Source organism: Pontibacter actiniarum (assembly GCF_003585765.1).
GTDB lineage: Bacteria > Bacteroidota > Bacteroidia > Cytophagales > Hymenobacteraceae > Pontibacter > Pontibacter actiniarum.
This window is the reverse complement of sequence record NZ_CP021235.1, coordinates 1,377,412-1,399,160: the sequence shown is the minus strand read 5'-3', so window position 1 is coordinate 1,399,160 and position 21,749 is coordinate 1,377,412. Positions and strand designations below refer to the sequence as shown.

Here is a 21,749-nt window from a genome sequence, read left to right as displayed (position 1 = left end):
AAGAAGGGTATAGGCTGAAACATGGGAGACACTGAGCAAATTGCACTTTAGCACAGGGACTTAGCTCACCAGTGCCGTCTAACAGTTGCCGCGACTAATGGTGCAGCTGTGGCAAATCACCAGCGGGGTAAAAAGTGGCTCAGCACGTCTTAATTATACGCTACCGGCCCCTATAAATGGTACACTTTATCCATTTTTGCGATGGACACAGGCCACCCATACTGCTGCTCAATTTTCTCCTTCAGGGCTACAGTGGCGTCCTGCTCCCCATGGTTCAGGAACACGCGCTCAGGGGCGGCACGCATGGCACTCAAACACCACAGCAGGTCTTCCTGATCGGCGTGGGCAGAGAGGGAGCCAATCTGCCGTATGTCGGCTCTCACCGGGAAGCGCTGACCATCAATCTTGATTTCGCTGGCCCCTTTGCTAAGTTTGTTCCCCCGGGTGCCCTTTGCCTGGTGGCCAACAAGCAGTATAGTGTTTTTCTCATCGCCAACCAGCTTTTTGAGATAGTAGAGCACACGCCCGCCTGTTGCCATGCCGCTGCCTGCGATAATAATCTTCTGCTTAGGGCTGTCCTCATCCAGCACGTGCAGGGTATCCTCAAAGCTTTTGATGATATGCACATTATCTGTCAGATCCTCGGCTTCTGCGTCGCTCAGGTTGTGCCAGCCTTTGTATTTCTGAAATAGTTCGGTGATGTTGATACCCATCGGGGAGTCCAGGTAAATAGGGATAGCGGGAATGCTCTTTTCACGCCTCAAATCGTTGAGCAGCATAATTATCTCCTGGGCCCGCTCCACCGCAAAACTAGGGATAACCACTGAGCCTCCTTTCTCAAAGGTGCTGTTCACCACTTCCTGCAGCGCCTGGAAAGGAGAGTTGGATTTATCATGCAGCTTATCGCCGTAAGTAGACTCCAGCACTACGTAGTCGGCGCGCACGCAACGGGTAGGGGAGTCCAGGATCAGTGGTTCCTGCTGCCCGATATCTCCGGAGAACAAATAGGTCTTGCCGTCGCACACCAGCTCAATGCTGGCCGAGCCCAAGATGTGCCCGCTCTTCAGGAACCGGAATTTAACGCCCTCTTTTAGTGTCACCCACTCCTGGTCAGTATACGTTTGGAACAGCTCCATGGTGCGCCGCACATGCTTGGGCCGGTAGAGCGGCTTTACCGGCTTTTTGCCGGCCTCGGCGCGTCGCTGGTTCAGGTCTTTGGCGTCCTCCTGCTGTATGTGTGCGCTGTCGGTAAGTATAACCTCCGTGATGTCTTTTGTCGGGGCCGTGGCGTAAATAGGGCCGCTGTAGCCTTTCTTTACCAGCACCGGCAGGTAGCCGCTGTGGTCCAGGTGGCCGTGCGTCAGCAGAATAGCATCCAGTTCAGAGGGTTTGAACGGGAACCGTTTCGCTTTATTCAGCTTGCGCTCTTTTTTGTTACCCTGGAACAGACCGCAGTCCACCAGTAGTTTAAGGTCGCCTATCTGCAGTAATGTCCTGGAGCCTGTTACGACTCCTGCCGCACCTAAAAACTGCAGCTGTACAGGACCTGATTGTTGTGCCATGAAATGATATCTTGAATAGGGTATAAGGGCCCGCGTAACGTTTGTGCCGAGGGTCAGAAAGGAGAGCTGCCACGCAGGCTGGCTCTCCTTTCTGGTTGTGTGATTATGGCTATACGCGTACTAAACTTCGGCGTAGACGTTGCTGCCGGTGTACTGTACGTCACTTATTTCGAAGCCGCTCTTTGGGAGTGTCGGCATTTTATGGATGTCCACCTCCAGGTCCTGCTCCGGCACTATATACTTTACCTCCTGCGTCAGGAACTGCAGTGCTACCTTCATCGCCTTTATCGTGATCCATTCCCCGGCGCAGCGGTGGCCAGTGTAGTGGTCTCCGCCGCCCTGGGGGATAAAGTCGAAGGGACTGCCGGACCACTCCGTGAACCGCTCCGGCTTAAAGGCATACGGATCGGGCCACATCTCCGGGTCATGCAGCATCCCGAAAACATCCAGCAGCACTAAGGTGCCTTCCTTAAACTGGTGCCCCTTCCACTCGAAGTCCCGGTGCGGGCGCGCGCCCAGAAAAGGTGTGAAAGGGTAGAAGCGGCGCACTTCCTGCACAAACAGCTGGGCGTACTTCTCCTCGCCTGTCCTGATCTTCTCCACCTGCTCGGGGTGTTCGTGCAGCGCCAGTGCCGAAAAGGCCACATAGGTTGCAATAGCGACAATAGGCCGCACCACGTTCATCAGCTCCACCGTGGCTACGTGGAGGTCCAGCAGCTCCCCGTCAAGGTCGCGGAACCAGGCAATCTGGTAAGCAGCAGAGTTCTCCGGCACCTCCAGTTTACGGCTGCGGATGTCCTCGATAATCTTCTTGTTCCACTTCTCCGACACGTTGCGGGCGTGTATGCCACGCCAGTAGCGCGTGGTGGCGCCGCCAAAGCCGTAAATCATTTCGATATATTCCTGGGCATGCTCGCGCACCTCGGTCGGCTTCAGCGGAACACCCGCCCACTCACAGGCAGCCAGGCATAGCACCTCTCGGGCTTCGTCGAAGAGCACGACACGCTCCATTTTCTCCCATTTCCGGGCGTAGGCACGCCAGTAACGCAGCATCAGGCCCATGAGGTCATCAATGCGATCCCTGGACATGAACGACATGAACAAGGCCTTACGGTGCCTGTGCGCCTCCCCGTCCAGCATCTGAACACCGTTTTTCCCCATCAGTGTCTGCTGTACGCGTTTGGGCAGCACGCCTTCTCGCCAGAAGTACGCATTGTCATAAAAGAGCGCGGCCGCTTCTTTCCCGTGGATGCAAATCACCTTTTCGCCCAGCAGGCGGGTCTGGAATATATCGGTCTGATGATCCTCCATGCGCTTTTTCAGAAAAGGGTAGCCTTCCAGGAGTAAGGAGATTGAGCTGTCGAGCGTGTTGTCGTGCGGGATGTTTTTCATAGGTACAGGTGTGTTTGATGTACGTTGAGTGAAAGAAACTGAAATCTGTGTTTCGGTTTTAAACTACGCGTAGAAGGGGTGCGGGTTGTTTGAAAGAGCTGAAACAGCGCCTCCAGCTGCAGCGGAGGCGGCAAAGGGCTAAAAAAGAGAGGCCCCGCTAGCTAGCGGGGCCTCTCTTTTACTCACTAAAAAATTTTATTCCGGCGCTTACATAGCCACACTAAAGGTAACCGTTTCCTGTGCCGTGTTGTCTTGCTCATCCACTGCTTCAAATCGAAGCATGTAAGCACCCACAGGTTGGTTGGCGTCCAGGTTAACATCGAAGTCTACTTCGGCCTCCGTGTTATCGTTCAGGAAATCGCGGATGGAGTCGTCGTTCAGAACTGTCTCTGTCCCGTCCGGGCGCATCAGCACTACCCTCACTTCGTCCAGCCCCAGGTTATCCTCAATATCGGCACGTACCGGCACTACATCACCAGGTGCATACGTAGTGTTGGCAACAGGTGAGATAACGGTAATTGTTGGCGCAGTTGCATCCAGATCCACATCATCATCGTCGTCGTCGCAGGCAATAAATGCAAAAGAGAACAATAACAGGAATAGCCAATTTAACTTCTTCATAGCTTGTTGTATTAAGTTGTAGATAAATAAATAACTGTATACCAATATAGTAGTAAGGTAAGCATACAGCGTTTGGAAGTACAGCCCTTTTAACGCCCCTCAGAGAATAAGGTTTTCCATCGCAAAATTCGTCCAACTTTAATTGCACCTCTCCTTAGCCCATTTTCTGGCGTCGCTAAAAAAAGACCCTCATCCACCCGATAGCAGGAACCAAGCTAACATCGTGTCGTAACCATGCTTGTATTCAGAACTTTAAGAACAATCAGGTATGAATAATTACGTATTGCTGTACTATTTTGACAAGGAAGACCAACAAAAGCAGTTTGAGGAAGGAATAAGGAAAACATTTGACCGGCACCGGGAGGAAACGAACGGCGAGTACAAGTATTTTGGCTTCGCTGACCGGGAAGAGCCAGGCGTGGTGGATAAGCTGAACAGCATTTTAACGGCGATGGGCATGGGCCGCGACGGGTACTTTGGCCCGAGAGACTATGTAGCGCTGTACTTTTCGCGCGAGAAGGACCCGGACAACATAAAGCGCCAGCTACTGATCGGCACTGCCGACATGGTGAACAAAGGCGCGGAAACCACGGGAAACGATGCGCACCAGAGCAATATACAGAACCTGCTGGTGTATGATTACCTCAAAGCATAGAACACAAAAGCCCATAAATCAGGAAAGCAGGTGCTGTAACACCTGCTTTCCTGATTTATGGGCTCACTAGCTAACGTTTACTTCTCTTTGCTGGCTTTATAGTCTGCCATAATACCGTCGCAGATCCAGTTGGCAAGGGCCTGGCGGTTGTTCGGGATAACGAAGCGGCGTTGGTCTTTGTCGTTTCGGATGTTCCCCAACTCTACGAACACAGTGGGCGGGTTGCTGTACTTAACCACATACAGGCTGCTGCGCGGAGATACGCTGCCGTAGTAATCGCGGTTTGGCTGGTAGCGGTTATACTTGTTGGTAAACACCTCATGGATGCGCTCGGCCAATGCCTGGCCGGACGGGCTGTTTTCGTGGTGGTAAAAGAAAACATCGATATTCTGGCTCTTACTGCGGCTATCGACGTGCACGGAGAGCATGCGCTGGTAATCGTTTTGGTGCTGCAGGTAGAGTTTGTTTACCTCATTTACACGCTGCCGCAGGCGTTTATTGTGGTCGTAGGGGATAGGCTTGCCGGAGTAGCTGAGCTCATCCCTGTCCATCTTAAGGATATTCTCATCCCGGATGCCATCGTCGGGGTCCTGTATGATCATGTAAACGGTGGCGCCGTGCTCCATCAGGCGGCGGGCCAGGCGAACGGTGACATCATAGGCATACTCATCCTCGCTGAGCATGTACGGGCCATACTTGCCAACTGCCCCCGGGTCCGGGCCACTGTGGCCAGCCATCAGGTAGTATACAGCCCCCTGCAGCTCGCGGTCAAGAATCTCTACGCGCGCATAGTCTTCACCAAAGAGGGGCACCTCCAGCACGGAGGGAGCCGTGGCAGCTTTAACAGTAGTTTTTTCTGCTGCACCGGCTGAGCCAGAGGGCAGAAAATAGGTTCTGCCGGCATAGAGGCTGTTATCTTGCCCGATATTCTTCTTGTTGAGCTCCATAAATGCCTGCAGGTGCTGCGTGGGGTCCAGGCCGTGGCGGCGCAGAAGCAGGTAAATACCGTCGCCGGCTTTGGCAACTACTTTGGAGTTGCTTTGGCTAAAGGCGAAGGAGGCGGTCAGGGAAAGTATACAGGAGAGTATAAGGGTGCGCAAAGTATTAAACATTATCATCTCACTATCTCTTACGAAGCGATAGTATAAAAAATTTTGCAGGTATAAAAGTTATTCGCCAGATAGTGTCGCCTAACACGCGACCTATCTGGCGTAACAGTAGCAGGAACAACCTGTCTCCCAGGCTCCTCCCTTTATATCTTTTCGTAACTGCTGAGCAGCTTGATCATAGTGCCCTGCTCCACGCGGTCGTCCAGTTCCAGCCCGTTCAGGATTGCCAGTTCTTCCATACGGTCCTGCGGTACCTGGTAGCGCTGGAAAACCTGCCGCACAGAGCCACCCTGCTGCACCGTCTCGACGCGAAGGCGCACAGGCTGCTTGTTCAGCTTTGCCGCCTCGGTAAGCGGGCTGAAGTTCTGCATCGTATTCGTAAACTCGTTGAAATAGTTACTGAAGTTATTGACGGTGGAAATACCCATTAAGCTGTAGATGTTGCCGTTGTACTTGATGAGGTAAGTGAGCGTGCGAATGGCCTGCTGCTGCTGTTGCTGTTGCTGCTGCTGTTGCTGATCTGCGACAATGGCCAGTGCCGGAAGCCCGTTTACGGTGGTGCTCTTCGACTCAACCACCTGCAGGCTGTACTGCTGAACCATTTGCTGGGCGGCAGCCTCCAGTGTTTCGCCGGGCGCAAGGGTCAGGTTCATGATTGCCTTGCCGTCCTTGGGCGCCATTTGAAACGCCTGTGGTGTGTTTTGGTAGGCCCAGGAATTAGGGATCGGAAACTTAAACTTCAGCTCCGGGTGGTAGAAAACATTATTCTCCACAAAGCCTTGCCGCGGGTCCTCGCCGTACACCAGGCCGTCAATCATTTTCAGGTAACTGTTGCGGTTTACCTTGGCCACGGTCAGGTTGAGCTTTTGCTTCCAGTCGAAGGCCAGCTTGTTTACCGCCTCGTAGCGGTCTGCCGGGTTGGGGTGTGTCGAAAGGAAGTTGGGCACGGCTTCTCCGCTCTCTCCCTGTTGCCGCTGCAGCGTCATGAAGAAGTCCGCCATTTCCTCGGCATCGTACCCAATTTTAGAGGAGTACTCCACCCCAAGCCTATCCGACTCCCGCTCATCATCCCTGCCGAATTTCAGGAACAGCAGCCCCAGGCCCTGCGAAGCGGCATCGCCGAACTGCGCAAACTCAGGCGAGAGCACGCTACCGGCAATCAAACCCACCTGCGCCAGGGTGGACTTTGTTTGCTGCTGCACCGAGTGGCGCGCAGCCACGTGCCCAATCTCATGCCCCAGCACACCGGCAAACTGCGCCTCGTTGTTAAAGTGCGCCAGGATGCCGCGGGTAAAGTACACATACCCGCCGGGCAGGGCAAAGGCGTTCACCACCGGCGAGTCCACCACCTTAAACTCATAGTTCAGGTTGGGGCGGTGCGAAATGGCCGCCATGGCCTTGCCTTTTTCCTGGATAAAGTTCTGCAGCTGCTGGTTTTCGTAGACGCCGAACTGGGCGAGCACGGCCGGGTCAGACTGCTGTCCCAGGGCAATTTCCTGCTCCTCCGACATCAGCACCAGGTCCTTCTTACCTGTTACCGGGTTGGTTGCGCAGGAATTAAACAGCATGGTTACTGCCGTTGCAAGTATGTAAACGCTATGTCTCTTCATATCAGTTATGAGCTTATTCCCCTATACGGAGAGGCTTTGAGTGATCAAAATATTAGGATAATGTAATCTTTTGTATCAACGCAGGGCTAAAATGAATAGTTACAGCCGGAGGAGCCGACCCTGTGCAGCGCCTGTGCCTGTCGCACAAAAGCGATGAACACACGAGGTGCTGCGACCAGTCTGGAGCCCATCGGCCTTGTCTAGTGACCGTTGCCGCTGCTGCCGGGGCTGCTTTGTAGGTGGGGTGACTTTTTCTACCCCCTGCAGCTACAATCCCCGTATCACTTTACATGTACTTTAATTTAACAACCACTATTACATAACCTATGAAGCGACTTGAAGACAAAGTAGTATTTATCACCGGGGGCAACTCCGGCATCGGGAAAGCATGTGCACTGGAGGCAGCGCGGGAAGGCGCCAACGTGGTTATAGCTGACCTCGCGAAAGCGGAACACCAGGGCACCATTAACGAGCTACAGGAAATGGGAGCGGACGCGATGTTTGTGCCTATAGATGTGGCTGATGTGGAGAGCGTAAAAAGCGCCATCCAAGCAACTGTCGAGAAATACGGGAAGCTGGATGTGGCCCTGAACAACGCAGGCATCGGCGGGCCCTACTCAGGCATCCACGACATGGACGATAAAGTGTGGGAGAAAATTATCCAGATAAACCTGAATGGGCAGTTTTACTGCGTGAAGTATGAGCTACAGCAGTTTCTGAAGCAGGGCGGTGGCGTTATCGTGAACATGTCGTCTCTGGCTGGCCTTGTGGCAGAGCACGGGCTGGCTCCTTACACCGCGGCAAAGCACGGCCTGCTGGGCCTCACCAAGAACATTGCAGTGCAGTATGCGGAGAAAAACATCAGAGCCAACGCCATTTGCCCGTATTACATCGATACGCCGCTGCTGGACGCCGTGCCCCAGGACGTTCACCAGCTGTGGATTGCCGGCACCCCGGCCAGGCGCCTGGGTAAATCCGAGGAAGTTGCAAAGGCATTCATCTTCTTTGCCTCCGACGACTCCAGCTACTGTAACGGCACCCATTTGGCCGTGGACGGAGGTGCCCTGGCTTAAGTTTCCCTAGCTAAAAAGTAGCGTGATAAGCAGCAGCTTAGCGAAGTCTGTAACTGCACAGAACGCATTCATCAGCTGTACACGTTGGGCGTTTGTTTACTGCTGCATACGCACCTCCCGAACAGCCCTTGAGCTGGCAAAGGCTCTTAACCAGCAACACGGGCCAAAGGCTGCTACGGGCTGTGGCGTTTTATCTTAATATCAAGCAGGCGCACAGGCACAAATTTTATACTTAGGGCTACCCTGGCTGAGACTTCAGCAGCGCAACCCATATCAAACCACCACATTAACCAGTTATATTATGAACAAGCGAAAATTAGGACAACAAGGACTGGAAGTTTCCGCCCTGGGCTTAGGCTGCATGGGCATGTCTGACTTTTACAGCAACCGCGACGACAAAGAGTCTGTCGCCACCATACACCGTGCGCTGGAGCTCGGCGTAAACTTTCTGGACACCGCTGACATGTACGGCGTAGGCGCAAACGAGGAACTGGTCGGCCGAGCTATCGCTGACAGGCGGGACCAGGTGATTCTGGCCACCAAGTTCGGGAATGTCAGGGCCAAGGACGGCAGCTTTTTGGGCGTCAACGGAAAACCAGACTATGTAAAGCAGTCCTGCGAAGCCAGCCTGAAACGCTTAGGGGTAGACCACATTGACTTATACTATCAGCACCGGGTAGATAAAGACACCCCGATTGAAGACACCGTGGGCGCCATGGCAGAGCTGGTGAAAGAGGGGAAGGTGCGGTACCTGGGGCTCTCTGAGGCAAGTGTGGAGACAATCCGAAAAGCACATAAAGTACATCCCATCACAGCCCTGCAAACAGAATACTCGCTCTGGAGCCGCGATGTGGAAGACGAAATTCTGCCTGCATGCCGCCAAATGGGCATCGGCTTTGTACCGTACAGCCCGCTCGGCCGAGGCTTCCTAACGGGGCAGATAAAGAAGTTTGAGGACCTGGCCGAGGACGACTACAGGCGGCAGTCGCCGCGTTTCCAGGGCGACAATTTCCAAAAGAACCTGGACCTGGTGCAGAAGATAGAGGAGATGGCCTCGCAGAAAGGCTGCACCCCTTCACAGCTGGCCCTGGCCTGGCTGCTGGCTCAGGGTGACGATGTGGTGCCAATTCCGGGCACCAAGCGCCGCAAATACCTGGAAGAAAACGTTGGTGCGCTGGATGTGTCGCTATCGCAGGAGGAGTTACAGCAGATTGATGCCATAGCCCCAAAAGGCGTAGCAGCAGGCGGCAGATACCGGGAAGAGCAGATGAAGGCCATAAACGGTTAGCCTGCCCCTTTAGCACAGAAGCCCGTGGCACAGAGGAGGCCACGGGCTTTTCTGTTTCCGTTGGTTTTTTTTCTGCTACATCCAAGGCTGCAGCTCACGCTACTTTCGGGATATCCTCTTTCTCCGTTTCCGGCCGCTCTGTTTCCGCTACAATGCGGCTGAGGTCCGTCAGGATGCTGCCCATATCCTGCAGAATGGCCAGGGAGGAGACATTGGCCAGGCTTTCCAGGCATCGGGCCTGTTCCTGCCGCGCCAGCCGGATGGCCCCGCCCAGGGCAGCCGCCTTGCTATCGGAAGGGGCAACAATTGTTTGCCCGAACGCCTCTACACACGTGGCCGTCGCTCCCAGGGCATTTTCCAACTGCTCTTTACTATAGTCCGTTTGAAAGGCGCTGTTTTGCTGCAGGTCCGCCAGGCTTCTCCTGATACCCCTGATCTGGATCATAATGCTGTGCAGCAGCCTGGTATCAGCCGCCAAACGGGCAAGTCTGGCGCGTTTGTGGGTAAGCAAGGGGTTGTACTTCAGGCTTTGCTCTGCCAGCTCAAGCGATTTGCGGCACTCCATGGCTACTTTGGTGAGCGCCTCCACTTCGGAACGGCCTGTTCTCCGGCGGCCTCCGCTTTCTATCAACAGGGCGCTTAAGCCTTTTAGTGTACTGGCAGCCAGTTTGCTGTAGGACACAATGCTCCTTTCCACTTCAGGGATAGCATCCTGCGGAACAATCAGGGCGTTGATCAGGACAGCGATGCCGGAGCCCAGAATGGTTTCGATGATGCGCTCATAGGCATACCCGGCCTTGGTTTGGCCAAAAGCCAGCACCAGCAGCGAGCTAATGGCCACCTGCGAAATGATCTGGGGATTCATTCGGAAGGCTTTGGCGATCCCCATCCCAATCAAAATAATGAAGAAGATGGAAATAGCCCCGATCTCAAACCAGTGCCCCAGCAGCATGCTGATCAGAACGCCGCCAATAATACCGATAATACGTTGCGAAGCTTTATTAACGGAGTCTGCCACCGTAACCTGCACGGTAATAATGGCCGCCACCGCCGCAAAGTAAGGATAAGGAGAGTGGAGCAGGCTGGAGGCGATAAACCAGGAAAGTGCAGCAGCAAAGGCAGTTTTTATGATCTGTAGCGTCAGCCCGAGCTTGCTTAATATTCTTAGTATCCTGTTCACAGGAGGTACATACTTATACTATGGCTTTAAGTTAGCTTTTACAGATAGGGTAGGGGTACGCCGGCGATTCCCTGAGAGGCTTGATTGTTTGAGATAGGAGTTTAGATAAAGATGAACCGGAACCACAACCCACCTACGCGAACAATAACAGTTAAAAAGCCCCAGGACGTATCGCTGACACAGAGAAGCCATCAGCAGAAACGAAACGTTTTAGTAAGCTCAGTTGAATTGCTTCAAAGCTCATTCTGGAGCGATTTTAGTCTTTCCGCCTGAAGATGTTTTTGCAGCTCCTCTTGAATTGAAAGAGATGTAATAAAGACATGCACTTTTTGGGGTGCTGTCTCGGACATGATCATTTCCACTTTGTCCCCCCTCCAATAGTATTCAGCTCCTGAACTAAGCTCAATTTTGCCGTTAGGTTTTCCATACACAGTAGAAAGTATTTCAAAGAGCTTGTACCCGTGGATAGCGTCAGCAACGAACATTACCCTGTAAAAACGTTCATTAAAGCTCTCATAGGCGAGGTAATCTAATGCTACGTCTCCAATTTGCAGGTTGTCTGTAGAGCGCCTGTACTCTTTCCATGCACTGTGCGGCTGGCTACTTAATGCATGCTTGTACTCTTGCATACCTACGATAGCGTTTAGCTGATCTCCAAAGTGTACATCTCGAAAGCCATACTTTTTATCCAAGTCTTGCACTGTTTGGGCAGAAGATTGGTGCGGAGAGACTACAAAAACAGCAAGAAGCAAAGCTACAAGCGAGAGCATGTGTTTCAGTTTAGCCATATAGTTGTTACTGTAACTTAAAGGGTAGAAGTAAAAGTAAGAAAACCATTAACTCATGCTTTTTTTTACCGCGCACAAATTCCCCTGTAGGCGCACCACTGGCACACATCCAGGTCCTGCGTTTTTCTGATTGGCTCCTCGGGGTCCAGCATGCGGCGCACGAAGTCTCCCAGCAGCTCTTCGGAGGCCGCCACAAAATCCTTTGGAGTGGCACCGTCCGCCTCTGTAAAGTTAAACTCCGACGACAGCACGCCCGGCTCCAGGTTTCGGAAGGAGAGGATGCCCGACTTCGGCTGTATACTTTGTGGGGAGATGTGGCCGGCACGGCGAAGTATAGTTTCGGGCTGCTCCTCCAGCACCCGCTTCAGCACGTACTCATACAGCCAGAGCTGGCGGGCTTTGCCATACTTCTGGTCGGTTAGGAAGTGCAGCGAAACATCCTCAGGCTTTACGCGCAGCTGGTTCTGCTCCACTTTGCCTGTTTTATAGTCAATCACGCGCAGTTCAGGGCCCGTGAGGTCGATGCGGTCTGCTTTGCCGGCGATACGCACGTTTACCACCTCGTTGCCCACCTGCACCGGAAGCGTGGTGGCCAGCGTTTGCTCGAGGCGCAGCACGTAGAGGGGCAGCTCGTCAGAATCCTTCAGCTTCTGCAGGTATTTCTCCAGCACCTCCACCGCCACTTTGTAGAGCAGGTAGTTCATGCCGCGCTCCGGCTTGGCCCCCAGGGTCACTTTGCTGAACTCGCGCTTTACTTTATCGGGCAGCGCCTGCAGCATCTGCTCCACATGCCCGGCAAGCAGGGGGTCGCCGCTTTGCTCATGCGGCCGGAAAAAGTCCTCCAGCACCTGGTGCACAATGGTACCGAACTGGTCGGCGCCAAGCTGCTCCTCCACCTCATCCACCTCCTGCATTTTGGCGATGCGGGTAAAGTAATACTGCAACGAGCAGTTGATGTACATGTTCAGGTGCGAAGGGTAAAGCCCCCGCTCCAGCTCCGCGCGAAGCGCAGTAAGCGTTTCGGGTGTCTTTTCAATAATGATATCTTCGCTGTACTTGCGCGTTTCCTGCAACTCTACGGAGGCCGTCAGGTCGCGGAACGTGATGTTGGGGTTGCGCAGGGCCAGGTCGTTTTGCAGCTGCAGTATGAAACGGCTTTTCTCGCCGGAGCCGTAGGTGTCGGAGGGAAGCACGTAAAGCAGGTTTATCTTCTTGGCGCGCTGCAGCAGGCGGTAAAAGTTATAGGCCATGGTCCCCTCGGTTTCGGCATACGTCGGCAGGCCGAACTCCCGCAGCACATCATAGGGCATCAGCGACTCCTGGCGCTTGGGCGCAGGCAGCACGTTCTCGTTTACCGACAGGATGATCAGGTTCTCAAAGTCCAGCGCACGCGTTTCCAGCATACCCATGATCTGCACCTCCGAGATTGGCTCCCCGCTGAAGGGCAGGCGCGTCTGGGAAATCAACTCGTAGAGAAACTTCCGGAAGCTGCGCACGGAGATCTTGTGCTCGCGGCAGTCGAAGATGGTATCGAGGCGCTTCACCAAGGTATAGAAGATGTACAGGTACTCCGTTTCGATGCTGTTGCGGCCGTGGGTGTATACTTCGCGCAGCAGCTCGATCAGCTCATACATCGCCACGATAATGTCGTCGCAGTCGCGCCAGGTGCGGAAAAGCGTCTCGAAGAGCGGGTGGTGCTGGCTCAGCTCAATAAGCTCCTGCGCCGTAATCAACACTTTGTTCTCCTGCACCATCTTGTCGAGCACCTGCTGGATCATGCCATGGTACCGGGCCTTCTCCGGCTGGTCGCCGAGGTAAAGCTCGTACCGGCGGATGAAAGGGTGCGTCAGCAGCTTCGTGACGCTCAGGTGGTGGTACTGGTATACTTTGTAGCCGGAGGCCTGCAGCTGCGTTACCCCCGTCAGGTGTACTTCAAAAAGCAGGTCGATGAGGTTAAACAGCGGGGTGCCCCTAAAGCTGAGGCCCATGGTAACGTTATAGGTAGGCACGTCCTCCGGGATGGAGTGCAGCACGGGCAGCAGCAGCGTTTCGTCGGGCAGCACGATGGCCGTCTGCGCGTGCTTGTCCTGCTGCCGTATCTCCTGTAGCAGCTGCCCGGCCAGCTTGCCCTGCATGCTGGCGTTGGCCACGCCGATAACGTTTATCTCTTTTGTATCTGTCTGCAGTAGGTTCTGCTGCCAGCGCCACTCCGGCATGCCCCAGGTGCTTTTGTAGCTGCGCAAAAAGCCACCGGCACGGTTAGGCGAATCGCCCTCCATGTAGAAATCATCAGAATCGAAGAGCACCTCGGCCTTCTCATACTTGAGCAGCGTCCGGATGATCTTCTCCTCGGAGCGGGTAAGGCTGTTCAGGCCGATAAAAATGAACTGGTGGCACTCGCTCGTCCTGGCAATCTGCTCAATGGTTTCGGCCACTTTGCGAAAAGCCATACCTGTGTAGGCCTGCTTTTTATCCAGCAAGCGCCGCTGCAGGTTGTGGTAGGTCTTCTCGATGTTATCCCAAAGGCTGAAGTACTTTTTAAGGGTAGGAGAGAGCTCTTTGCCCAGGAACTTCGGGTCCCAGCGCTCCAGCGCCTTCGCCTCCCCCAGGTACTCAAACAGCTTGTCCGTGGCCACCAGGTTCTGGTCGATGCGACTGAAGTCCTCCAGCAGGGTGCCCGCCCAGGTCACGAAGTTGTCGAAATCGAGCTTCGGGTCCTGCTCGCGCATCAGGTCGAACAGCTCCAGCTGCAGGTTTATCGGCTCCAGCACATCGGTTTTGGAGAGACTGCGGATAAAGTCCTCCATGGCATACACCTCCGGCGACCAGATCGGGTCCGGGGCCGCCTGGGCCAGGGCTGTTTTAAAGAAAAAGCTCGCACGGCGCGAGGGCAGCACCACGCACAGGTCGCTGATGTTTTCTTTATACTTCTCGTAAACGTATTTGGCCGTTAGCTCCAGAAAGGTTTGCACGTGGGTAAGTTTTGAATAACTGTATGTTGAATGACTGAATGTTTAACTTCAGAGTGAGTGATTGCGTGATGGAGCGCTTTTCTCTTTGCCAGCATCATTAGGATGGAGGTGCCTGTAAGTATAGGCCGCCCCTGTGCATCCTCTCATCCTTTTAACCCCGATACTTAATGTATAGAGTCCTGCCTGTGCCCGCTTGGGTCATCCGGCAGCAGGAATGGATTGTAGGCGATCTCCCACAGGTTGTCGTCCGGGTCTGCAATGTAGCTGCTGTAGCCTCCCCAGAACACTTTCTCCGGGCGTTTCAGCACAGTGGCGCCCTTCTGCTCCAGCTGCGCCACCAGCTCATCCACCTGCTGCTCAGAGGCCACGTTGTGCGCCAGCGAAAAACGCTTAAAGCCGCTGCCCTCGGCCGGAACACCGGCATCATCGGCTAAGGACTCCTGCGGAAAAAGAGCCAGCTGCATGCCGTTCAACTGAAAAAAGACAATGCTGTCGTTGCTGCTCTCGCTGGGCTGCCACCCGAACACGTGCTGGTAAAACTCCTTCGCCCGTTGCAGGTTTCTCACGCCTAAGGTGATCAGTGTTAATCTTGGTTCCATATATTTTGCCTTGTTTATTGCTAATGCCTTGGGAGCTGTACCGTAAAGGTAGTGCCTTTCTCCGGTGCGCTCTCTACGCTGATCTTTCCGCCCAGGCCCTCTACCTGCATGCGTGTTAAGTATAAGCCCAGCCCTTTTGCGTCTTTTTTGCGGTGGAAGGTATTGTAGAGGCCAAACAGTTTCGGCCCAACCTTGCCCAGGTCCATGCCTAAGCCATTGTCAGCCACGGAGAGGTAGATGTTATGCTCCTCCTGCCAGCTTCTCACGGTGATGAGCGGCGGCCGGTCGCCTCTGTACTTTAGCGCGTTGGAAAGCAGGTTGTGCATGATGCTCTCCAAATACACCTTTGGCATATTCAGCGCGGGCACCTGCAGGTCGGTACAGATCTTCGCGTCGGTCTGCTTTATCTCAGCCTGCAGGTTCTCAATTTCCTTCTCAATGATGTCGTGGAGCTGCACATTGCACTGCGGCAACTGCTGCTCAATGGCCGCCTTCAGAATCAGGTTCAGGTCATCGATGGTCGCCGAGATGTTATCCGTCATTTTGGAGATGTGCTCCATTATCTCTGCGGCGCTCTCGTTTGTAGGCTCTGCCAGGTATAAGCTGTGCAGGCCTTTGATGTTCTTTAACGGTGACCGCAGGTTATGCGTGATGATATGGGCAAAATCCTCCAGGCGGCTGTTTTTAACGTGCAGGTCCTGGGTGTAGAGCTTTAGCTCCTGGTTTAGCTGCTTCAGCTGGCTGGCCTGGTTGCGCAGTATGATCGCCGTAATGTCTTTCAGCAGCATCTGCGTGATCTCCAGCTCGTTCACCGTCCAGGGCTCAGACTTCCCTTTGATCACTTCCGTCCAGTTCTGGAAAGACTTGCGCGGGTGTATCCGCATGTCTCCGCCGGGGAGTGGCTTATCGGGGTTACCTGCCCATATCCGGGTCTCCTTTATCTCCGGCTTAAAGTATAGAATGTACTCTTTGTTGTAGCGGGAGATCTCCAGGGCAAGCAGCCCGCTGGCGTTTGCCCGAAAAGCCTCCGCACCCGGCATGTGGCTCGAAAGCTGCCTGGTGCTGAACACCCGGCTGGTGTTGTTCTCCGAGAGCCAGTCTATGATCTGCATGACCTGGCTTTCATCAGGCCCTTGCCCCGAGGCAATCAGCTCGTGGTTGAAGTACAGGGCTGCCGCGGAGCAGCCGGTGAGGTGCAGAAGGTTAACCTCGCCCTCGAAAAGCTCTTTGCCGATATGGCTGGCCCCGCTAAGGCGCTGGATCAGTTCTTCCTCCAGCTTTTTGCTTTGCGCCAGTGTTTGCACATCGCGCTGCTCGCTGTCAGACAGGATGGCATTGGAAAAAGCCTTGGCTATCAGGTAGCAGAGCTGCCGTTTCCAGTAGTCTTTGAACACCGGCGTAAGATGCTGGCACGTGATCAGGCCCCACAGCTTGCCCTTCACCATAATGGAGAAAGACAGGGTAGCGCTCACGTCCATGTTCCGCAGGTACTCCAGGTGAATCTCGGAGGGGTTCCGCAGCTCCGACAGGATGATGTTGGAAGGGCTTCCGGTGGCAGGATTGAGGTACGGCACGATATCCACCGCCTGGGCCTGCACATCCGGAATCTGCCGCACCTGCTTCTTCTCGAGCAGGGCTCTGGCCGGTGCCGGGATGTCGGAGGCCGGGAAGTGGTGGTGCAGGTACGAGTGCACGCCCGGCTTCACCCTGTCTGCTATTACCTCGCCGTTCCAGTCCTCATCAAATTTGTAGAGCATGACCCTGTCGTAATCCAGCACGCGCTGCACGTAGTCCACCACCAGCTGCGACTGCCCGGCCATGGTATCCAGCTCGTTCAGATCAGTCTGGAACTGGGCGAACTGGTAAGCGTTCTCCAGGCGCTGCTGTTCGGCTGTGGGCACGGCAGGCTCGCACTCCAGCACCAGCTTGCCCGCCGACAGGTGAACAAAGCCGAAGTATACCTGCTCCTGCATCAGGAGCAGCTGCGGGTTCAGCTTCACGGCATTTCGCAACTGCTGCTCCAGCAGCATGTAGCCTTCCCCGGAGCACAGCACCTCCAGCGACTGACCGATCAAACTGCTGGCCTCTATCCCCAGAAAGCCTGCCACGTTCTCGCTGGCCTGCTCCACGAGCAGCGAGTCATGGTCAAGTATAAGCATAAAGCCGTGCGGCTGAATCCGGCCGATGATGTGGATGGGCTCTTTGTCACAGTTGGAAAGGTCAACTTTCAGGTTTTTGTAATTCTGCATGAAGATGCTCGTATTGAATAATCTGCTTTTTAAGAGATTGCTTTAACGTTTGATGCCGTATTCGAGATGTCGTCTCCCGCTGCAAGTACAGCCTGTGCTGCGAACTAACGGCTACAGCCTGCTTTGCTACAGCTCCAGGCCCAGTTGCCCGGCGGTTTTAGCGCCGTATTGCCACTCCATCACCTCCTCGGTTTCGAAGTAGTACAGCACGCACGTTACCTGCTCGTAGCCCAGTTGCCGGAAGCGCACCGCGTAGTGGTCCAGCCGGTAGCGGTGCGCCGGCTCCGGTGGCGGCGTTTTAAACTCCAGCAGCACCACCGCCTCGCCGTCGAACACAATGCGGTCGGGCTTATAGAGGTAGGCACGGGCGTCCAGCACCTCCTTTTCATGCTCCACCACCACCTGATTGGTGAAGTAACGGCCCAGCTTAGGGTGGTTCAGCACCTGCGTCAGCTTCTGCTTTACCTCCGGCTTCTCCCGTTCGCTGATGATGCCCTCGTACACCATCTGGCGCAGCACCTTGTCAAGTTCCGGGGCAAAGGCAAGGCGGGCCAGGGCATAGTGCAGCTTCCTGTTCTGCTGCCGCTGCACTGTTTGCGTCTCAAAATCGAACACGTTGTTGGCGTGCTGCTTTATTTTCAGGCGCTGCTCCCAGTCAGTGGATGTCAGGTGGTCGAGGAAGTACGACCTTTCATCGCCCACACGGTGCTGCAATGCCTGCGGGGTGCCTTTGTGCAACTGGTAGCAGTGCTGGCCAAAGGCCCACAGCTCCTTGTGCACGAGGTAGCGGTACAGCAGGTGGCTTACGTTCTTTGCCTGCCCGTCCGGCTTCGGGGCCTTGCGCTCCTCCAGCAGGTCTTTGGCATTCCCGATCAGGTACAGCCGGTCCATGGGGCGGGTGAGGGCCACGTACAGCATGTTCAGGTTCTCGATAAAGGTTTTCTCAATCTCGGTGCTGTACTGCTCTGTCAGGATAGTATTCTCCAGTTTAGAACTTATGTTAACTGCCACGCTGCGCAGCTTGCCCGTCACGCTCACCCCGTCCGGCAGGTGGCTCCACATCAGCGAGCCCCTTTTGGGCTCCGTGCCCCAGTCCGCAAAAGGCACAAGCACGACAGGGTAGGCGAGGCCCTTGGACTTGTGGATGCTGGTAATGGTGATGGCGTTACGGTCTTTGGGGGTGTTGATGCTCAGCTTTTCCTTCTGCACATCCCAGTAAGCCAGGAAGTTGTTCTGGTTGTTGCTGTTTTTGAGGCTGTATTCCAGCACCAGGTCCAGGAAGCGGAAAAGGTACTCGCTCTCGTTGTTCTTGCCGAGCAGGTCGAAAACGCGGATGAGCTTTTCGGTGAGTTCGTAGATGGACAGGTTGCCCGTCTCGCGCTCCTGCACATCAAAGCCAAACACGCGCAACTGATCAAAGAAGGATTGGTTCTCCTTCTCATTGGCAATGTCGGCAATGGTTCTGGTCATCTCCACATCGGGCACCGACTCCAGCGCCACCTTGCACACCAGGTACAGGGCCTCCGACTTTGCCAGCGAATCGTGGGGGCGGTTAAACACGCGGAACATCGCAATGATCAGGTTGATAACCTCGGCAAACTGCAACGACAGGGAGTCCTGCGAAATAATGCTGAAGCCTTTTTCCTTAAGGAAGTTGGCGATGAGCTTGCTCTTTATGTTGGTGCGGCAAAGGATGGCCATGTCCTTCAGTGCATAGCCCTCCTCCCGGCAATGGTTTACCAGCTGCAGCACCATGTTGAGTGTACTCTCGTCGTAGGTAAGCGCTTTTTCCTGCGTGTAGCCTTCGTAAAGCTCCCCGGTGCGGCTGCAGCTGTTCAGGTCATACTTGTAGTTGCTGTCGTCGTCGTGGGTGAACATCACCTGTATGTGGCCGCCGCTTTTGTCGCTGCCTGTGGGCACCTGCTGCGCAAAGTCCTTGTCGTAGATAGACGTGAAGATGCCAAACTGCGGATGGCTCTGGCTGATGAAGGTAAAAAGCTCGTTGTTAAAGCCGATGATTTCGGAGCGGCTGCGGTAGTTGGTGCTCAGGTTATTGGGCTGCAGCGCCTGGTCCACCGACTCATACCGCTCCCGTATAAGCGGCCCGTGCCGCCGGTTCTCATACAGCTGGCGGGTGCTGTTCTTATAAAGGTGCAGGATCTGCTCCATCTCGCCGCCTCGCCAGCGGTAAATGGCCTGCTTGGCATCGCCCACCACCATGCTGAAGTGGCCGGAGGCCAGGGCATTGTCCACGAGCGGGAGCAGGTTGTTCCACTGCAGCACCGAGGTGTCCTGAAACTCGTCGATCAGGATGTGCTTATACTTCTCGCCGAGGCGCTCATAGATAAACGGTACCGGCTCCTTCAGCACAATATCAATGATGCGCTTGTTAAACTCGGAGATGTGCACGGTGTTCTTGTCCAGCTTTATCTCCTGCAGGCACTTCTCCAGCTCGTTCAGCAGCGATACTTTGTACAGGTGCGGCACCACCTGCTGCACCAGCGTAAAGGTGGCGGCATACTGCTCCTTTATACTTTCGATATGGAAGTACAGCTCCGTGAGCGGCTCCTTAATGCTGTCGATCTGCGCTTTGGCGTAGGCGCTGGCCTTGCCGCCGTACCACTTGTCTTCCTCCACCGTTTTCTGGGCGTTGCTGTTGCCGTAGTTCAGGTCCACCGACTTCAGCCAGGTGTTAAAGTATGACCAGATGCCGCGGGTGCTCTGGTAGAGGTCGGCAGGGGAGACGTCTGCGTTTCCGAAGAGCTGCATGGCCTGCTGCGCCGCCTCCTGCACCGTTTCGGCCACCTGCTGCTGCACCAGGAACAGTTGCTCGCGCACCTCCTTAAAATCCTCCAGGCTCAGCTGCTGCAGATCCGTGATAGCCTCGTACACCTGCTCGTTCAGCAGGTTACGGGCGAAGTCCATCAGGTCGTCGGGCAGCATGGTCCAGCTCTTGCCTTCGCGGGCCTTCTCCAGGGCGTACTGCTCCAGCGTCTGCGAGAGCAGGTCTTCTTTTGAGTCCGTCACCTTGTCCAGCAGCAGCGAGACGGCGGTGCTCAGCAGCGTGTTGGAATCCAGGTCTACCTCGAAGTTCTGCGGGATATTCAGCTCGCGCGTAAACGCCTGCACAATCTTGTTGACAAAACTATCGATGGTGCTCACGCTGAAGTCGGAGTAGTTGTAGAGGATCTGCCGGAACAGGCTGGCGGCACGCCGGCGCACCTCCTCCTTGTCCAGTTTCTCCTCCGGGTACTCCAGCTGTAAATCCTGTGTTATACCTTCGAGCAGCTCCTCGCTTTTCCGTTTATCCCTCTCCGGCAGGCTGTTGTCGTTAAAGTTTCGCAGGGCCCCCAGAATTCGCTCCTTCATCTCAGCGGCAGCGTCGTTGGTGAACGTGATGGCCAAGACCGAGCGGTAATAGTCCGGGTCGCTGCTGTGGAGCGCCAGCTTCAGGTATTCCTTTGTCAGGTGATACGTTTTGCCGGAGCCGGCCGAGGAGGAGTAAATCTTAAAAACTGATGGCATTGCGATGGTATCTATACTTTAAAGATACAGCTTTGGCAAGGCACCAATCAAGCCTCAGGCTAAAAATATTAGCAACGCATATGTAAACCCCATACCCACAGCAGCTTATTCCACAACAAAGCCTCTACCCGGAAAGGGCAGAGGCTTTGTTATACGGGCGGCGCAGAGAGCTTTTCCGGCTATTGCGCGTATACCAGTTCTCCTTTCGCCTCCTGGGCTAAAGGAGCAAAGTCTTTCACACACACATGGTACATAATACGGGCCATGGAGAGCGAGTAATCGGTTATAAGGCAGTGCTGCTGCTCGGCGCTCATCAAGGCCTTGCTGCTCCCTAAGTTAAACTTGTTCAGCTCTATCACTTCATCAAAATTCTGGCGAAGAACCTTCATGGCTTTAAACGAAAGCTCATTGAAGTAAACCGGAATCACCTGGCACACGGCATAGCTTCCTTTCTTGCGCTCCTGGGCAATCATCTCACACAGCGCGTCGATGTTAGTTCTGTCAACATCAGAGAGGATAACATAGAAAACATTGCGGCGGTCGGCCGTCAGTGTTCTGGCCGGCACGCTGCCCAGCAGCATGTTGCGGTTGATTTTTGCTCCTTTCTGGTGGAACGTCTCGTCCTTGAGAATCTTGTTATGGATCTTAAAAGCCAGTGCACCTGAGGCAATAAGGTTAAAATCTTTGCCTTTTGTTGAGATTTTGGAGAAGTGTAACATAGTATAGGACTTTAGGGGTTAGGGATTATGACAAGTGTAAGACTAACGGAAAAGGTTTAGGCAGCGCACTGAACAGCAACTACGAACACCACCATTCGCTAAACCGGTGCGTGCGCATGGCGCCAAAAGGCAGGAACAGCTCTGCAACGGTGCAAATTTCAGCTTGTAGCATTTGTATGGAGTGTTTTAGTAAGCCTAGGGGTAACGGTTGCAATAAGATATACTACGGCTGATCTGTGCAAATTATTCACGCCTTTGTATTAAAAGTGGCCAAGTATCTAAAAACCAGGGTCAACTGCATCTTTTTACGAGCCGCGATTTCCGTTGTTACCATATTCTAATAATTTATTTAACTTAAACACTAATGTAGAAAAAAAATTCCATTATATAAATCCTCTGTACAATAA

The 21,749-nt window shown here is 54.2% G+C and carries 15 protein-coding genes; 3 read left to right on the top strand and 12 right to left on the bottom strand.

All coding sequences use genetic code 11. The annotated features are described in order from the left end of the window. Positions 1–170: 170 nt before the first annotated feature. The 3 genes from CA264_RS06000 to CA264_RS05990 all read right to left on the bottom strand — a co-directional run bounded on the left by CA264_RS06000 (position 171) and on the right by CA264_RS05990 (position 3,575). Positions 171–1,562 (bottom strand): MBL fold metallo-hydrolase RNA specificity domain-containing protein, encoded by a 1,392-nt coding sequence (locus tag CA264_RS06000; RefSeq protein ID WP_025605469.1) that lies wholly within the window; start codon positions 1,560–1,562, stop codon positions 171–173. A 120-nt stretch (positions 1,563–1,682) separates the two neighbouring features. Continuing rightward, positions 1,683–2,954, bottom strand: a complete 1,272-nt coding sequence (locus CA264_RS05995) for a cytochrome P450 (protein ID WP_025605467.1) — start codon at positions 2,952–2,954, stop codon at positions 1,683–1,685. Positions 2,955–3,161: 207 nt separating this feature from the next. Beyond that, positions 3,162–3,575, bottom strand: a complete 414-nt coding sequence (locus CA264_RS05990) for a DUF4625 domain-containing protein (RefSeq protein WP_084196166.1) — start codon at positions 3,573–3,575, stop codon at positions 3,162–3,164. A 268-nt stretch (positions 3,576–3,843) separates the two neighbouring features. Here CA264_RS05990 and CA264_RS05985 point away from each other — a divergent pair, with 268 nt between their 5' ends. Then, positions 3,844–4,230 (top strand): hypothetical protein, encoded by a 387-nt coding sequence (locus CA264_RS05985; RefSeq protein ID WP_025605464.1) that lies wholly within the window; start codon positions 3,844–3,846, stop codon positions 4,228–4,230. Between the two features lie 77 nt (positions 4,231–4,307). On the opposite strand, the gene CA264_RS05980 is transcribed toward CA264_RS05985, so the two are convergent. Together CA264_RS05980 and CA264_RS05975 are read right to left on the bottom strand one after the other, a co-directional pair. Then, complete coding sequence (locus CA264_RS05980; protein WP_051364334.1) at positions 4,308–5,342, bottom strand: N-acetylmuramoyl-L-alanine amidase family protein; 1,035 nt, start codon at positions 5,340–5,342, stop codon at positions 4,308–4,310. Between the two features lie 140 nt (positions 5,343–5,482). Next, on the bottom strand, positions 5,483–6,949 hold the full coding sequence (locus tag CA264_RS05975; protein ID WP_025605460.1) for a M48 family metalloprotease: 1,467 nt from the start codon (positions 6,947–6,949) through the stop codon (positions 5,483–5,485). A gap of 326 nt (positions 6,950–7,275) precedes the next feature. Here CA264_RS05975 and CA264_RS05970 point away from each other — a divergent pair, with 326 nt between their 5' ends. Beyond that, entirely contained in the window at positions 7,276–8,022 is a 747-nt protein-coding gene (locus tag CA264_RS05970; protein ID WP_025605458.1) for an SDR family NAD(P)-dependent oxidoreductase, read from the top strand. Positions 8,023–8,323: 301 nt separating this feature from the next. Further along, positions 8,324–9,310 carry an aldo/keto reductase gene (locus CA264_RS05965; protein ID WP_025605456.1) on the top strand — a complete coding sequence of 329 codons (987 nt, stop codon included), beginning with the start codon at positions 8,324–8,326 and terminating at the stop codon, positions 9,308–9,310. A 94-nt stretch (positions 9,311–9,404) separates the two neighbouring features. Here the strand turns inward: CA264_RS05965 and CA264_RS05960 are convergent, their stop codons facing one another. The 7 genes from CA264_RS05960 to CA264_RS05930 form a co-directional block, all read right to left on the bottom strand. Continuing rightward, positions 9,405–10,490, bottom strand: a complete 1,086-nt coding sequence (locus tag CA264_RS05960; RefSeq protein ID WP_025605454.1) for an FUSC family protein — start codon at positions 10,488–10,490, stop codon at positions 9,405–9,407. 233 nt (positions 10,491–10,723) lie between these two features. Beyond that, entirely contained in the window at positions 10,724–11,278 is a 555-nt protein-coding gene (locus CA264_RS05955; protein WP_025605452.1) for a hypothetical protein, read from the bottom strand. A gap of 65 nt (positions 11,279–11,343) precedes the next feature. Beyond that, positions 11,344–14,250 (bottom strand): PD-(D/E)XK nuclease family protein, encoded by a 2,907-nt coding sequence (locus CA264_RS05950; protein ID WP_025605450.1) that lies wholly within the window; start codon positions 14,248–14,250, stop codon positions 11,344–11,346. 164 nt (positions 14,251–14,414) lie between these two features. Continuing rightward, entirely contained in the window at positions 14,415–14,849 is a 435-nt protein-coding gene (locus CA264_RS05945; protein WP_025605448.1) for a VOC family protein, read from the bottom strand. A 20-nt stretch (positions 14,850–14,869) separates the two neighbouring features. Beyond that, positions 14,870–17,098, bottom strand: coding sequence for an ATP-binding protein (locus tag CA264_RS05940; RefSeq protein WP_025605446.1), 2,229 nt, complete (start codon positions 17,096–17,098; stop codon positions 14,870–14,872). Positions 17,099–17,224: 126 nt separating this feature from the next. After that, positions 17,225–20,623 carry a UvrD-helicase domain-containing protein gene (locus CA264_RS05935; protein ID WP_025605445.1) on the bottom strand — a complete coding sequence of 1,133 codons (3,399 nt, stop codon included), beginning with the start codon at positions 20,621–20,623 and terminating at the stop codon, positions 17,225–17,227. A gap of 179 nt (positions 20,624–20,802) precedes the next feature. After that, on the bottom strand, positions 20,803–21,342 hold the full coding sequence (locus CA264_RS05930) for a hypothetical protein (RefSeq protein WP_025605443.1): 540 nt from the start codon (positions 21,340–21,342) through the stop codon (positions 20,803–20,805). Positions 21,343–21,749: the final 407 nt, after the last annotated feature.